This is a genomic window from Streptomyces sp. NPDC006294, from assembly GCF_042870895.1.
Taxonomy (GTDB): domain Bacteria; phylum Actinomycetota; class Actinomycetes; order Streptomycetales; family Streptomycetaceae; genus Streptomyces.
This window is the reverse complement of the sequence record NZ_JBIAHV010000001.1, coordinates 395,444-409,069: the sequence shown is the minus strand read 5'-3', so window position 1 is coordinate 409,069 and position 13,626 is coordinate 395,444. Positions and strand designations below refer to the sequence as shown.

At 70.0% G+C, this 13,626-nt stretch carries 10 protein-coding genes; all 10 read right to left on the bottom strand.

The window, feature by feature from the left end:
* Nucleotides 1-47: 47 nt before the first annotated feature.
* The 10 genes from ACFYOP_RS01810 to ACFYOP_RS01765 all read right to left on the bottom strand — a co-directional run bounded on the left by ACFYOP_RS01810 (nt 48) and on the right by ACFYOP_RS01765 (nt 13,513).
* A complete protein-coding gene (locus tag ACFYOP_RS01810; protein ID WP_356889826.1) occupies nt 48-1,565 on the bottom strand; it encodes a CYTH and CHAD domain-containing protein in 1,518 nt (505 codons plus the stop codon).
* A 95-nt stretch (nt 1,566-1,660) separates the two neighbouring features.
* Nucleotides 1,661-2,860 (bottom strand): rod shape-determining protein RodA, encoded by a 1,200-nt coding sequence (gene rodA, locus ACFYOP_RS01805; protein WP_356889824.1) that lies wholly within the window; start codon nt 2,858-2,860, stop codon nt 1,661-1,663.
* A gap of 3 nt (nt 2,861-2,863) precedes the next feature.
* On the bottom strand, nt 2,864-5,029 hold the full coding sequence (gene mrdA / locus ACFYOP_RS01800) for a penicillin-binding protein 2 (protein ID WP_356889822.1): 2,166 nt from the start codon (nt 5,027-5,029) through the stop codon (nt 2,864-2,866).
* Nucleotides 5,030-5,045: 16 nt separating this feature from the next.
* Nucleotides 5,046-5,717 (bottom strand): rod shape-determining protein MreD, encoded by a 672-nt coding sequence (mreD, locus tag ACFYOP_RS01795; protein ID WP_356889820.1) that lies wholly within the window; start codon nt 5,715-5,717, stop codon nt 5,046-5,048.
* 13 nt (nt 5,718-5,730) lie between these two features.
* Nucleotides 5,731-6,774 (bottom strand): rod shape-determining protein MreC, encoded by a 1,044-nt coding sequence (gene mreC, locus ACFYOP_RS01790; protein ID WP_356889818.1) that lies wholly within the window; start codon nt 6,772-6,774, stop codon nt 5,731-5,733.
* Between the two features lie 150 nt (nt 6,775-6,924).
* A complete protein-coding gene (locus tag ACFYOP_RS01785; RefSeq protein WP_356890243.1) occupies nt 6,925-7,944 on the bottom strand; it encodes a rod shape-determining protein in 1,020 nt (339 codons plus the stop codon).
* Between the two features lie 409 nt (nt 7,945-8,353).
* On the bottom strand, nt 8,354-8,767 hold the full coding sequence (gene ndk / locus ACFYOP_RS01780; RefSeq protein ID WP_356889816.1) for a nucleoside-diphosphate kinase: 414 nt from the start codon (nt 8,765-8,767) through the stop codon (nt 8,354-8,356).
* 105 nt (nt 8,768-8,872) lie between these two features.
* Nucleotides 8,873-9,226 carry a DUF4233 domain-containing protein gene (locus ACFYOP_RS01775; protein ID WP_356889814.1) on the bottom strand — a complete coding sequence of 118 codons (354 nt, stop codon included), beginning with the start codon at nt 9,224-9,226 and terminating at the stop codon, nt 8,873-8,875.
* A gap of 7 nt (nt 9,227-9,233) precedes the next feature.
* A complete protein-coding gene (locus tag ACFYOP_RS01770; RefSeq protein ID WP_388450615.1) occupies nt 9,234-10,811 on the bottom strand; it encodes a bifunctional folylpolyglutamate synthase/dihydrofolate synthase in 1,578 nt (525 codons plus the stop codon).
* Nucleotides 10,812-10,891: 80 nt separating this feature from the next.
* Nucleotides 10,892-13,513: a valine--tRNA ligase gene (locus ACFYOP_RS01765; RefSeq protein WP_356889812.1), complete on the bottom strand. Its 2,622-nt coding sequence runs from the start codon at nt 13,511-13,513 to the stop codon at nt 10,892-10,894.
* Nucleotides 13,514-13,626 lie beyond the last annotated feature (113 nt).

Below are 13,626 nucleotides of genomic sequence, written 5' to 3'. Positions count from 1 at the left end.
ACCTATCTGGGCTGACAAGGGGGCGATTCTCAAGCGTACCCGCACCCTCAGCCGTCGAGCGCCGCCCGGATTTCCGGGGCCGACGCCGCTGCCCAGACCCCGGGTAGCTCCGTCTCCCGCGCCCCGGCGCGGGCCTCCTCCCGGCCGTAGAGCAGCCCCCAGACGAAGGCGTTCTCACCCGCCGCGTCGGCCCGGACCGCGAGGTCCCGCAGTGCCTCGCGTGCGACCACGCTGTCCTGGTGGTCGCCGAGGACCTGCTGCACCGCCTTCATCCGCTTGCCGAAGCGCTTCGCCGCCTTGCCGAGGGCGGGCCGCGCCACCTCGGCCGCGTACCGTGCGCGCTTGGCTGCCTTGCGGGCGTCGTGCATGGCGAGGTCCCGCTCGTCGCCCACGGGCAGCGACAGCGCCATGTCCATGCGGTCGGCCAGCCGGCCGTACTCCTTCAGCACCGCCGCGGCGAGGACGCCCTCGGGCGCGTGTGCCGCGGCCTTCAGCAGCGGCGGGTCGGCGCGCAGCGCGTCCAGCGCGTCGAGGAGCGCCAGGTAGCGGTCGCTGTCGAGCGCGGCGACGGCGGTTCTGCGCGCCTCCACCGCCCCCTGGACGGACCACTGCCGCAGCCGTGCGGCGACCGGGCCCAGCAGCAGCGTCACCGGTACGGCGTCGACCCTGCTGTGCAGCCGCTCGGCGAGCACCTCCTGGTCACGGGCCACGCCCAGCTCTCCCGCGAGCCACTTGAGCTCGTCGATCACCGGCTGCGTGGCATGCCGGCCGAGGACCTTGCGGTACGTCCGCAGCGCACTGCGCAGCCGCCGCGTCGCGACCCTCATCCGGTGCACGGCGTCGGGCATGTCGCGCCGCACACCGGGGTCGTACGCGACGATCGCGGCCGTCTGCTCGCCCACGTACGCGAGGACATGGTCCCCGGCGGTGCGCGCCCTGGGCGGCTCGGACGGGCGCGCCGGACCCGCCCCGGTCTCGGTGAGCGCCCTGGCGAGTTTCGAGGGGGCGGCGGCCGCGCGCACCTTGGCCTTGCGGAGCCGTTTGTCGACGGCGTCCAGGAAGGCCGGGTCGCCGCCGTCCGCCAGCTCCACCTCGATCTCGTCCCACTGGGCGGTGCCGTCCCCGCCGTGGAGCCGCTCCGCGACCACGGCGTCCCGGCTGAGTTCGGCGAGGAGCGCGCTGTCTGCGTCGACGAGATGGTGCACGTCCCGGGACGACAGCAGCCGCATCATGGGGACGAGCTCCTCGCCCCGTGCGTACGCCCGCACCAGGGCGGCGAGTCCGGCCGGGACCTCGTCGGAAAGGGGCGCGGTGATCTCGTCCCGTACCCCGGGCGACACCGGCAGCTTGAGATGCCATCCGGCGTCCGCGCCGCCGGTTCTGCGGCGCAGGGTGACGGACGCGGCGGCCAGCCGCAGGTCGGCCGTGTCGTAGTACACGGCGTCGAGCTCGGCGACCCCCTGGCCCACGACGTCGGCCACGCCGGGCACTTCTCTCAGGTCGGGCAGCGGGGTGTCGGGGGTGGCTTCGTACTTACGCTCGATCTCGCGCTTGGTGTCCGCCATCCCCTGAATCTAGCCCGCCGTGTCCCCGAGCGGCAGCCCTCCGGGCCCGGCCGGAACGGTGCCGGCCGGGCCCGGAGACGGCGCCCGCCCGGGGGTTACGCGCTTATGGGGCGCTGGACCCGGATCGACTGGAGCAACCCGATCGCGATCCACACCGCGAACATCGACGTGCCTCCGTAAGAGACGAACGGCAGCGGCAGGCCGGCGACCGGCATGATGCCGAGGGTCATGCCGATGTTCTCGAAGGACTGGAAGGCGAACCAGGCGATTATCCCGGCGGCCACGATCGTGCCGTACAGCTCCGTCGTCTCGCGTGCGATCCGGCAGGCGCGCCACAGCACCACACCCAGCAGGAAGATGATCAGCCCGGCTCCCAGGAAGCCGAGTTCCTCCCCGGCGACGGTGAAGATGAAGTCGGTCTGCTGCTCGGGCACGAACTGGCCCGTGGTCTGGTGGCCGTTGAACAGGCCCTCGCCGTACAGTCCGCCGGAGCCGATCGCGATCCGCGCCTGGTTGGTGTTGTAACCGACGCCGGACGGGTCCAGTTCGGGGTTGGCGAAGGCGGCGAAGCGGTTGAGCTGGTACTCGTCGAGCAGTCCGAGCGCGGTGACCGCCACCGCGCCCGCCGCGCCGGCGCCGATGAGACCGAAGACCCAGCGGTTGGACGCGCCGGAGGCGAGCAGTATGCCGAGGACGATCACCACCATGACCATGACCGAGCCGAGGTCCGGCATCATCATGACGATCACCATCGGAATGACGGCGATCCCGAGGGACTTGGCGACGGTGCGGTGGTCGGGATACGCCTGGTCGCCGGCGTCGACCCGGGCGGCGAGCAGCATCGCCATCCCGAGGATGATCGTGATCTTCACGAACTCGGAGGGCTGCAGGGAGAATCCGCCGCCGAGCTGGATCCACGCGTGCGCCCCGTTGATGGTGGCGCCCAGCGGGGTGAGGACGAGCAGCACGAGCACCACGGACAGCCCGTACAGGACGGGCACCGCGCCGCGCAGGGTGCGGTGTCCGAGCCAGATGGTGCCGATCATCAGCGCCACGCCGATGCCGGTGTTGAGCAGGTGCCGCACCAGGAAGTAGTACGGGTCGCCCTGGTTGAGTTCGGTGCGTCCGCGGGTCGCGGACCACACGAGCAGCGCGCCGAGCAGGGAGAGCGCGACGGAGGAGAACAGGATCGGCCAGTCGAGCCTGCGCACCACCGAGTCACGGGCGCTGAGCCGGCTCCAGATCCCGCCGCGCTCCGGCCCGTAGCCGGAGACGGAGAAGCCACCGGTGGTCATGGCTCAGTCCCTCCGCGCGGGTGAGCCCGCGAGCAGTTGTTCGGTGTCCTTCGGCTTCGGGGGCACGTAGGGCTTGATCTCCGGGGTCTCGATCGAGCCGTCCGGCAGGATCTTGGGCAGCTTCTTCTGCGGCTTGGGGAGCAGGGCCCTCTTCAGGTCCTGGTTGCCCTCCTCGTCCAGGCCGTACATCGCTTCGTAGATGTTGCGCACCGCGGGACCGGAGGCGCCGGAGCCGGTGCCGCCCTGGGAGATCGTCATGACGACTGTGTATTCGTCGGTGTAGGTGGCGAACCACGAGGTGGTCTGCTTGCCGTAGACCTGCGCGGTACCGGTCTTGGCCCGCATCGGGATCTTGTCCTGCGGCCAGCCGCCGAACCTCCAGGAGGCGGTGCCGCCGGGTCCGACGACGGAACGCAGGCCCTTGTCGAGGTCCTTGATGGTCCGGGCGTCCACCGGCAGCCTGCCGTGGGACTCCGGCTTGATCTCCTCGATCTTCTTGCCGTCGGGGCTGATCACGGCCTTGCCGATGGTGGGGTTGTAGAGGGTGCCGCCGTTGCTGATGGCGGCGTAGGCGGTGGCCAGCTGGATGGGCGTGATGAGCACGTCGCCCTGGCCGATGGCGAAGTTGATGCTGTCGAAGGCCTTCAGCTGGTTGCCTTCGAGACAGCTCTCATAGGCGATCTGCTCGACATAGGTGCCCCCCTTCTTGCCCTGCTTGCACCAGGAGTCCTTGTTCGCCTCCCAGAAGGCCTGCTTCCACTGACGGTCGGGGATGCGGCCCTTGACCTCGTTCGGGAGGTCGATGCCGGTCTCGGCGCCGAATCCGAAGTCACGGGCGGTCCGGTAGAACCAGTCGTTGGGGTTCTTCTTGGGCTTGAGACCGCCGTCGCGCTGCCACTCCTGGTGGCCGAGACGGTAGAAGACGGTGTTGCAGGAGTACTTGAGGGCGTCGCCGAGGGTGATGGGTCCGTGCCCCTGGGACTCGAAGTTGGCGAAGCTCCGGTTGCCCATGCTGTAGGAGCTGCTGCAGTTGTAGAGGTCGTCGAAGGGGTAGCCGGCCCGCACGGCGGCGCTCGCCGAGACCACCTTGAAGACGGAGCCCGCGGGCGCCTGGCCCTGGGTCGCCCTGTTCAGCAGGGGGTAGTTGGACTCCTTGCCGGTGAGCTTGGCGTAGTCCTTGGCGGAGATGCCGCCGACCCACGCGTTGGGGTCGTAGTCGGGCTGGGAGGCCATGGCGACGACCCGGCCGGTCTTGGCCTCCATGACGACGACGGCGCCCGCATCGGCCTCGTACGGGCGGCCGGTGACCTTGTCGGTCTCCCCCCGTACCTTCTTCATGGCCTGGTACAGCTCGTGCTCGGCGACGGCCTGGACGCGGGCGTCGATGCTGGTCACAAGGTGCGAACCGGGCACGCCCGGGTCCGCCTCGGTCTGCCCCATGACCCGGCCGAGCTTGTCCACCTCGTAGGACGTGACCCCCGCCTTGCCGCGCAGTTCCTTGTCGTAGTTGCGCTCCAGGCCGCTGCGGCCGACCTGGTCGGAACGCAGATACGGCGAGGCGCTGTCCTTGGCCTTCTGGATCTCCTCGTCGGTGACGGGGGACAGATAGCCGAGCACCTGCGCGGTCCGCGCCTTGGCGGGCGCCGGGTAGCGGCGGACGGCGGTGGGCTCCGCGGTGATGCCGGGGAAGTCCTCCGCCTGTTCGCGGATCTGCAGCGCCTGCTGGGTGGTGGCCTCGTCGGTGACCGGGATCGGCTGGTACGGGGAGCCGTTCCAGCAGGGCTGGGGCGTCTTGGAGTCGCAGAGCCGGACCTTGTCGATGACGTCCTTCGGCTTCATGCCGAGGACGCCGGCGAGCCGGGTGAGGACGGCCTTCCCGTCGTCCTTCATCTTCATCAGTTCGGTGCGGGAGGCGGAGACTACGAGGCGGGTCTCGTTGTCGGCGAGCGGCACGCCGCGGGCGTCGAGGATCGAGCCCCGGATCGCGGGCTGGACGACCCGCTGCACATGGTTGCTCTTCGCCTCGTCGGTGTACTCCTCGCCGTTGCGGATCTGGAGGTACCAGAGCCGGCCACCGAGGGTGAAGAGGAGGGAGAAGACGAGTACCTGGATGATGACGAGCCGGATCTGGACCCGGGCGGTCCGCCCCGTCTCCGGAATGTTGCTCACGCTGCTGCCCCCTCGGTCACAGTCGCTTGACTCCCTTGATGCGTCCGGCCCGCGCGGCGCGTGTCTTCGCTGCCCTGAGCCGCAGGCCGCCGCGCCGGCTGCCGATGCGCAGTCCCGTGCCGGACGAGAGCCAGCCCGCGGCCACGTCGGTGCCGCCCGGGCTCTGGCTCTCGGCGAGCGGATCGTTGTCGCTGCGTCTGGCGAGCCACATGATCAGCGGGACCGTGAACGGCGCGAGGATCAGGTCGTAGATCACGGCCGTGAACAGCAGGCTCGCCAGGCCCACATGGCGGGCCGCGTCGTCGCCCACCAGGGCGCCGACGAGCGCGTACAGCAGCGTGGAGCCGACGGCCGCCGCGACGACCACGGACATGGGGCCGGTGGCCGACCGCAGCGGCTTGCCGTTCTCCGGGCGGACCAGACCGGCGAGATAGCCGATGACGCACAGGACGAGGGCGTAGCGGCCGGCGGCGTGGTCGGCGGGCGGGGCGAGGTCGGCGAGCAGACCCGCGCCGAAGCCGACGAACGCGCCGGCCACATGCCCGTACACCATCGCCAGTCCGAGCACGGTGAGCAGCACCAGATCGGGCACAGCGCCGGGCAGCTGGAGTCGGGAGAGGACCGAGACCTGGAGGACGAGGGCGACCACGACCAGCGCCGTGGAGAGCAGCATCCGGTTGAAACGCATGACGGATCAGCTCCTACTGGTCGTCGTTCTGGCCTGTGGCGTCGCCGCCGTCACCCGCGCCGGGATCAAGGCCGCCGTCCTGCGGCAGACCGTCGCCCTGCGCCTGGCCGTCGCCCTGTGCCTGGCCTTCACCCTCCGGCGGGATCGCACCCGGGGTGACCGTCACGGTGACCGTGGGCGTGGGCTCCGGCGCGACCGGCTTCGACGGCAGGACCGTGTCGCGCGGATCGCTGCGCGGGGCCTGGACGACGACACCGATGATGTCGAGCTTGCTGAAGCCGACGTACGGCCGCACATAGACGTTGCGGGTGAGGTCGCCGCGGGCGGGATCCACGCGGACGACCTCGCCGACCGGGACGCCCGGCACGAAAGGCTTGTTGGCCTGCGAGCCGAAGGTGACGAGCCGGTCGCCCTTCTTGACCTTGGACTTGCCGTTGAGAAGCTGGACCAGCAGTGGCCGGTCGCCCTGGCCGGTCGCGAAGCCCAGCTCGTCGGTCTTCTCCATACGGGTGCCGACGGTGAAGTCGGGGTCGTTGGCGAGCAGCACGGTCGAGGTGCGCGGGCCGACGGTGGTCACCCGGCCGACGAGTCCGTCGTTGTTGATGACGGTCATGTCGCGCTGGATGCCGTCGTCGGAGCCGATGTCGATGGTCACCGTCCAGGAGAAGCCCTGGGCCGCTCCTATGGCGATGACCTCCGCGCCCTTGATGCCGTACTGGCCGGCGGCGGCCGTCCTGATCAGGCCGTCCAGCTGGCGCAGTCTGCTCTCTTTGCGCTCGTCGCTGCCGAGCCGCTGCTTGAGCTGGGCGTTCTCCAGCTGGAGCTGCTTGATGCGGTCGTGGCGGTCACCGGAGTCCCGGACCGCCCCGATCGCGTTGCCGACCGGATCGACGGCCGCCGCGACACCGTTCTCGACGGGGCCGAAGACCGACGCCGCGGCCCGTCGGGCACCGTCGACCGGTGACTCCTCACCGCCGCGGATGTCCACCGTGATCAAGGCGAAAGCGATGGCGATCAGCAGCACCAGGAGCAGCCGGCTCTCCTTTGTGTCCCTCACGTGCGGCGGCCGTGCCTTCCTCGTAGGAATGGTCGTGTCGTGTGGAGCAACGATCCTCCCCCCGCATCGGCGCGGGAAGGACCCCGAGTGGTGGCCTGCCGACCCCCGTACGGCGCATGGCCGGGCCGTCGGACGGCCCGGCCCGATCGTCTAACGACGCGGCTGGGAGTCCAGCACCTGCTGGAGCGCCTCGAATTCCTCGACGCACTTGCCGGACCCGAGCGCCACCGAGTCCAGCGGGTTCTCCGCGATGTGGATCGGCATGCCCGTCTCGCGGCGCAGCCGCTCGTCCAGTCCGCGCAGCAGCGCGCCGCCGCCGGTGAGGACGATGCCGCGGTCCATGACGTCGCCGGACAGCTCGGGCGGGCACTTGTCGAGCGTGGTCTTCACCGCGTCGACGATCGCGTTGACCGGCTCCTCGATGGCCTTGCGGACCTCGGCGGCGGAGATGACCACGGTCTTGGGCAGCCCGGACACCAGGTCGCGGCCGCGGATCTCGGTGTGCTCGTCCTTGTCCATGTCGTACGCGGAGCCGATGGTGATCTTGATGTTCTCGGCGGTCCGCTCACCGAGGAGGAGCGAGTACTCCTTCTTGATGTGCTGGATGATCGCGTTGTCCAGCTCGTCGCCGGCGACACGGATGGACTGTGCCGTGACGATTCCTCCGAGCGAGATCACGGCGACCTCCGTGGTGCCGCCGCCGATGTCCACGACCATGTTGCCGGTGGCCTCGTGGACGGGGAGTCCGGAGCCGATGGCGGCGGCCATGGGCTCTTCGATGATGTGGACCTGCCGCGCACCCGCCTGCGTCGACGCCTCGATGACCGCGCGGCGCTCGACTCCCGTGATCCCGGAGGGCACACAGACGACGACACGGGGCCGGGCGAGGTACCGGCGCTTGTGGATCTTCAGGATGAAGTAGCGGAGCATCCGCTCGGTGATCTCGAAGTCGGCGATCACGCCGTCCTTCAGCGGCCGGACGGCAACGATGTTGCCCGGCGTCCGGCCGATCATCTTCTTCGCCTCGGCGCCGACCGCGAGAATGCCGCCCGTGTTGGTGTTGATGGCGACGACGGACGGCTCGTTGAGAACGATCCCCCGGCCTCTGACGTACACCAGCGTGTTGGCGGTCCCGAGGTCGACAGCCATGTCACGGCCGATGAACGACATGTTGTTCCCCATGAGGATGCGTCTGGCCTTCCCAAATCGAAGCGTTGACGGCTTTTCAGGATGGCGAGGTGGGTGCGTGTGGCGTGGAGGCTTACATCGTAGTGCCGCCTGCAGCGACACCGCGCGGTGGTCCACCTCTTGTTTATGGTGACGATGCGTTGGGGCGATGCGTTCCCGCAATGCCCGTGCGTATGCCGAAGGGCGACCGAAATTCCATCGGTCGCCCCAGGGCAAGGCCCTGTACGGGCTATCTGCGGGGATCCGTCCGGCGGCGCGGAGCAGGGGCCAGGCCCCGGCGGCTACGGGGAGAGGGCAAGTGACCGGGCCCTTCCGGACCGCGCTGTCGAGAGCCCACGACCCGGAAAAGATCGCCCGGAAGGCCCTTCGGCCCGCTTCGGCTGAGGCGCTGTCAGGAAAGGCCGGGGAAGAAAAGCTTCAGTTCCCGAATGGCGGACTCCTCGGAGTCCGAAGCGTGGATCAGATTCTCCCGGACGATTGTGCCGAAGTCGCCCCGAATGGACCCGGGAGCGGCCGCGATCGGGTCCGTGGGACCGGCCAGTTGGCGTACGCCCTCGATGACCCGCTCACCGTCGACGACCATCGCGACGACCGGACCGGAGAGCATGAACTCCACCAGCGGCTCGTAGAACGGCCGGCCGACGTGCTCGCCGTAGTGCTGCTCCAGGGTGGCGCGGTCCAGCTGCCGCAGCTCCAGCGCGGCGATCTTCCAGTCGGCCTTGCGTTCGATGCGGCCGATGACCTCGCCCACGAGTCCGCGACGGACAGTGTCCGGCTTGAGAAGGACGAGGGTGCGCTGAGTCATGGTGTGCGGCTCCTTGCAGGCCAGGAAGTGTGCGGTTGGGGCGAGATTACCGGGTGTGACGCCCGGGGCGTCACCCGCCCCGGGCCCCGGGACCGCCCTTGCCGCCTACGGGGCCCCGGCCCCCGCGTCCGCCTGCGCGGCCCACTTCGCCTTCGCCTCGTCGACCTTGCGGCCGAAGTGGACGGACGCCCACCACAGACCGGCGAAGAGGGCGCCGAGGAAGAACATCGTCGGCACCACGAACCCACTGGCGATCAGCGCGACCTGCAGCGCCCAGCCGAGCTGGATTCCGCCCGGCCGGGTGATCATGCCGCACAGCAGCAGCGACACCAGCATCAGGATGCCGCAGACCGTCCAGACCGCCGTCATGGAGACGTCGTCCGACTTCATGGCGACCAGACCGGCGAAGCCGATCACGAAGAACTCGCCGATCAGGGTCGATGCACAGAGCGTACGCACGTCGATGTCAGCCCTTCCCCAGCAGCAGCCGGGCCTCGCCGACCGTGATCACCGAACCGGTCACCAGCACACCCGCGCCGGCGAACTCGGACTCCTCCTCGGCGAGCGTGATCGCCGCCTCCAGCGCGTCGTCCAGCCGCGGCTCGACGACCACCCGCTCGTCGCCGAAGACCTCCACGGCGACCGCGGCGAGCTCGTCCGCGTCCATCGCGCGGTGGCTCGAGTTCTGCGTCACGACGACCTCCGCGAAGATCGGCTCGAACGCCTCCAGGAAGCCGCGGACGTCCTTGTCGTCGCTGGCCCCCACCACGCCGATGAGGCGCGAGAAGCCGAACGACTCCGTGACGCCCGCCGCCGTCGCCCGCGCCCCGGCCGGGTTGTGCGCGGCGTCCAGCACGACGGTGGGACTGCGGCGCACGACCTCGAGACGGCCGGGCGTCGACACGGCGGCGAACGCCGTACGGACCGTGTCCACGTCCAGAGTGCGGGACTCCCCCGCGCCCACACCGAAGAACGCCTCCACCGCGGCGAGCGCCACCGCGGCGTTGTGCGCCTGGTGCGCGCCGTACAGCGGGAGGAAGATCTGGTCGTACTCGCCGCCCAGGCCGCGCAGCGTCAGGAGCTGCCCGCCGACCGCGATCTCGCGCGCGGCGACGCCGAACTCCATGCCCTCGCGGGCGACCGTCGCGTCGACCTCGACGGCCTTCTTCAGCATCACCTGCGCCGCGTCCACCGGCTGCTGCGCCAGCACGACCGTCGCGCCCTGCTTGATGATCCCGGCCTTCTCCACCGCGATCTCGGCGGGCGTGGAGCCCAGCCGGTCGGTGTGGTCGAGATCGATGGGGGTGACCACGGCGACGGAGCCGTCGATCACGTTCGTCGCGTCCCAGCTGCCGCCCATGCCGACCTCGACGACGGCCACGTCCACCGGCGCGTCGGCGAAGGCGGCGTACGCCATGCCGGTGAGCACCTCGAAGAAGGAGAGCCGGTAGTCCTGGCTCGCGTCGACCATCTCCACGTACGGCTTGATGTCCTGGTACGTCTCGATGAACCGCTCAGCGGTGACCGGCGCGCCGTCCAGGCTGATCCGCTCGGTGACCGACTGCACGTGCGGCGAGGTGTACCGGCCGGTGCGCAGTTCGAACGCCGAGAGCAGGGCCTCGATCATCCGGGCCGTGGACGTCTTGCCGTTCGTGCCCGTGATGTGGATCGACGGGTACGCCCGCTGGGGCTCGCCCAGCACGTCCATCAGCGCCTCGATCCGGGCGACGGAGGGCTCCAGCTTGGTCTCGCCCCAGCGCGTCGCCAGATCGGCCTCGACCTCCCGCAGCGCCTTGTCCACCTCCGGGTCCGCGGGCCGGGCGGGCACGTGGTCGGCCTGCGGCATCCCGGCCTGTGCGCGCAGCGTGCGGCTGCCGGCCTCGATCACCGCCAGGTCGGGGTCGCGGTCTCGCCCCGCGGCAGCGGATGATGTCTCGCCGGCGTCGACGATCTTGTCGAAGGTGTCGGACGCGTGGGACTCGTCCTGGTCGTTCTGCTCGTCGAAGGCGTCGGACTCGTCGAAGGGATCGGGGTGCTCGCTCACGGCTCCAGTCTACGGACGGGCACCGACAGAAAAGGCCGAGGCCCCGGGGAGTCCCCCGGGGCCTCGGCCGCAGCCGTCCGTCAGCTCGCGGGCAGACTGCCGAGCTGGCTGTTGATCCGCGCGATGTCCTCCTCGGCCTTGGCGAGCCGGGTCCGGATCTTGTCGACCACCTGGTCCGGGGCCTTGGCGAGGAACGCCTCGTTGCCGAGCTTGGCGGTCGCCTGCGCGACCTCCTTCTGCGCCGCGCCCAGGTCCTTCGTCAGCCGCTTGCGCTCCGCCTCGACGTCGATCGTGCCCGACAGGTCGAGCGCCACGGTCGCACCGGCGACCGGGAGGGACGCGGTGGCGTGGAAGCCCTCGCCCTCCGGCTGCAGACGCAGCAGCTGACGGATCGCGGCCTCGTGCGGCGCGAGCGCCGTGCCGTCCAGGGTGAGCCTGGCCGGGACCTTCTGGCCGGGCTGCAGACCCTGGTCGCTGCGGAACCGGCGGACCTCGGTGACGACCTGCTGGACGAGCTCGATCTCCCGCTCCGCGGCCGCGTCGCGGAAGCCGCTGTCGGCGGGCCAGTCGGCGACGACCAGCGACTCGCCGCCGGTCAGCGTCGTCCACAGCGTGTCGGTGACGAAGGGGACGACCGGGTGCAGCAGTCGCAGCATCACGTCCAGGACCTCGCCGAGGACCCGGCCGGACACCTTCGCCTGCTCGCCGCCCGCGAAGAAGGTCGTCTTGGACAGCTCGACGTACCAGTCGAAGACCTCGTCCCAGGCGAAGTGGAACAGCGTCTCCGAGAGCTTCGCGAACTGGTAGTCCTCGTAGTACGCGTCGACCTCGGCGACCGTCGTGTTCAGCCGCGACAGGATCCAGCGATCGGTGGACGACATCTCCTCGGGCGTGGGCAGCGGGCCCTCGACCGTGGCGCCGTTCATCAGCGCGAAGCGGGTGGCGTTCCAGATCTTGTTCGCGAAGTTCCGCGAGCCCTGGACCCAGTCCTCGCCGATCGGGACGTCGACGCCCGGGTTGGCGCCGCGGGCGAGCGTGAACCGCAGCGCGTCGGAGCCGTACTTGTCCATCCAGTCCAGCGGGTTGACCGCGTTGCCGAAGGACTTGGACATCTTCTTGCCGAACTGGTCCCGGACCATGCCGTGCAGGGCGATGGTGTGGAACGGCGGGGTGCCGTCCATCGCGTACAGGCCGAACATCATCATCCGGGCGACCCAGAAGAAGAGGATGTCGTAGCCGGTGACCAGGACGGAGTTCGGATAGAACTTCGCGAGGCTCTCGGTCTGCTCGGGCCAGCCGAGCGTGGAGAACGGCCACAGGCCGGAGGAGAACCAGGTGTCGAGGACATCGGTCTCCTGGTGCCAGCCCTCGCCCGTCGGGGGCTGCTCGTCGGGGCCGACGCAGACGGTCTCGCCGTTCGGGCCGTACCAGACCGGGATGCGGTGGCCCCACCAGAGCTGGCGCGAGATGCACCAGTCATGGAGGTTGTCGACCCAGTCGAAGTACCGCTTCTCCATCTCCTGCGGGTGGATCGTGACCCGGCCGTCGCGGACCGCGTCGCCGGCGGCCTTCGCCAGCGGACCGACCTTGACCCACCACTGCATGGAAAGACGCGGCTCGATGGTGGTCTTGCAGCGCGAGCAGTGGCCGACGGAGTGGACGTACGGGCGCTTCTCGGCGACGATCCGGCCCTCGGCGCGCAGGGCGCCGACGATGGCGCTGCGCGCCTCCAGCCGGTCCAGGCCCTCGAACGGGCCCGGGACGGTGATGACGGCGCGCTCGTCCATGACCGCGAGCGACGGCAGGTCGTGCCGCTGCCCGATCTCGAAGTCGTTCGGGTCGTGGGCGGGCGTCACCTTGACGGCGCCGGTGCCGAACTCGGGGTCGACGTGCGTGTCCGCGACGACCGGGATCGTACGGTCCGTCAGCGGCAGCTTGATCCGCTTGCCGATCAGGTGCCGGTAGCGCTCGTCGTCGGGGTGGACGGCGACGGCGGTGTCACCGAGCATCGTCTCGGCGCGAGTTGTGGCGACGACGATGGTCTCGTCGCCCTCGCCGTACGTCATGGAGACGAGCTCGCCGTCGTCGTCCTGGTACTCGACCTCGATGTCCGAGATGGCGGTCAGACAGCGGGGGCACCAGTTGATGATGCGCTCGGCGCGGTAGATCAGCTCGTCGTCGTAGAGCTTCTTGAAGATGGTCTGGACGGCCTGGGAGAGCCCCTCGTCCATGGTGAAGCGCTCGCGCGACCAGGCGACGCCGTCGCCGAGGCGGCGCATCTGGCCGGAGATCTGACCGCCGGACTCGCCCTTCCACTGCCAGACCCGCTCGATGAACGCCTCACGGCCCAGATCGTGGCGGGACTTGCCCTCCTTGCCGAGCTCGCGCTCGACGACGTTCTGGGTGGCGATACCGGCGTGGTCCATGCCCGGCTGCCACAGCGTCTCGTAACCCTGCATCCGCTTGCGGCGGGTGAGGGCGTCGATCAGCGTGTGCTCGAAGGCGTGGCCCAGGTGGAGGCTGCCCGTGACGTTCGGCGGCGGGATGACGACGGTGAACGGAGGCTTGTCGCTCTTCGCGTCGGCCTCGAAGTAACCCCGTTCTACCCAGCGCTCGTACAGCGGCCTCTCCACCTCGGCCGGCGCGTACTGAGTCGGCAGTTCGGAAGGGGGCGCTGTCTGCTGCTGAGTCTTCTCGGTCACCCGGCCAGTTTAGAGGTGTCACAGTGCCGTACTGAAACCCGATTCTTCCGTAACGGTGTGGGCCCCCGCCGCCCACCAGGACGCGGCCTTGGGACAGGATGTTCGCAACACGT